The sequence below is a fragment of the Caballeronia sp. genome (assembly GCF_049581465.1).
In the GTDB taxonomy this organism is placed as follows: Bacteria; Pseudomonadota; Gammaproteobacteria; order Burkholderiales; family Burkholderiaceae; genus Caballeronia.
In genome coordinates this window covers 1-1762 of record NZ_JBAUSA010000474.1, presented here as the reverse complement: position 1 = coordinate 1762, position 1762 = coordinate 1, and the positions used below count along the sequence as shown (strand labels likewise).

Sequence of the window (1762 nt, the reverse complement as noted above, 5' to 3'; positions counted from 1 at the left end):
ATGTTGCGCGCGGCGCTAAGGTCCCTGTCGTGAAATGCTCGATGAGCGCTTGAGATGTTGGTGCTGTCAGGTTCGATAACGCTCACAGTGATGGGCGACACATGCGCCTTGCTGGATAGCATGGCGTCACCATCCCCATGCGGTGTGGAAGCCACTGGTCGAGAGACAGCTTGTAACTCCGCTGCGTTGCCGCCGCTTTTAGAAACAGAACCCACGACAACTGTGCGGCGTGCAGGGGAGACCGACAGATCGTGATCTTCAACAGCCCGGTGCGCGGTGGGTCGTGGTAAAAGCGCAGCAGCCACAAACAACGCAACCGCACATAGTGCCAGCCCAGCCCGGCGACTATTGCGACGGATGTGCACGCCGCTGTCTGCGACTCCCCGGCGAGCCGACCCAGTTTTTGCGTCCGTTTGTTTCGACGGTAAAGCAGAGAACGTGCGTTCCAAAGTATCGATTTGTGTTAAGGCACCGCAGCGAGGACACGAAGAACTGTGTTCGTAGCATTCGTTACCACACCGTGCGCATATCAAATTCGATTTCTGCCGGCTATCCATTTCGATCTCGTCTGGCAGTTTGCTGTTAGCTAGGGAAAGCGCCGGAGCATTGCAAAAGAAAGCGGGAGATGAGTCAAGCCTACCCGTGCAGCCCTCAGGATTTTCGACAACTTCTTAGCCTGCATATAGGGTCTTGATAACATAGCAGCGCAAGAAAGCCGCCGAAGACGACGACGCGCTTTCGCGCGTATCGTTGCGATGACCCGGCAGCTCCGAAAATCAGATGCCTTTTGCGGTCGACGGCGTGCGGGCCTGTCTCCTTGGACTGCAGGCCGGAACTCCATTTGGTCTTTCGCCCCGAAGGCGGTCTTCAGGGAACTGGACAACGACTGCGCATGACGCTTGCTGATCATCGCCGCTGCAAAGTGATTGCGACAAAGCAATTTCGATTTTTTTGGTTGGCTCATGTTATGCGACAGATTTGACAACGTGACCGTGTGATCAACGCGGTGTCTTTGGGTTGCTGTCGATAGGTCGGGGCCAAAAGTCAACCGGCGCACTAGTCGCGGTCTGGTAGTCGCCTCGTAAGTAGGATCGCGTCCCGCGCGGGCATCGATTACCGATACCGAGCCCCCTTTCCCCTGGCGTTAAAAGACAGTGGCGCAAGACACATGAGATGCTCTTTACGACTAGCTGATGGCGGGTTCTGCCCGTCCGCCGACGGTATCTTTGCGTAAAGCGAAAGAGACGTTGTAATGCATGACCAAAGGGCCACAAACAATACAAATAGCGAGCGTCCAATGTGCACACTGATCGAAGTGGGGAGTTCTTTGCTGAGGTCGTGCAACGGCGTCTGATGAGCGAACACATCAAGAGCTTGGACAGAGGCCATACGTGAATGTGGCGCATGACTCAAGGTGGCGAAAGAAGAACGGCCTGCGAGAGACGAAAAACCCCATGCCAAGTACGTACAGAGGCTTTTCTTATCTGGTAGTCGCGGAAGAACAGGGAGCCGGTGAGTGGCGAGCTTCGGTGCTCATTTGGAAGGGTAAAGAACTCGTGTGGCAAGGGGAATTGATTCCACTTTCCTTCCCAACGTCCTCTAAGGCGCTCCATGGCACAGCGTCCATAGCGCAAGTGCTCATCGATCGCCTTATCGCAAGCGGCGATCTTCATAGCTGAATGCATTTTGGACAAACGTTCCAGTAGCGTTTGCAACACGGCACCGCTGGGGAGACCGCCGGGGAGGGTTTTGTCGCGATAAG

General features: G+C 55.3%; 1 protein-coding gene. It reads right to left on the bottom strand.

The annotated features are described in order from the left end of the window. Positions 1–1409: 1409 nt before the first annotated feature. On the bottom strand, positions 1410–1762 hold a 353-nt coding region (locus WCA53_RS11690), incomplete at its 5' end, for a hypothetical protein (protein WP_423909608.1).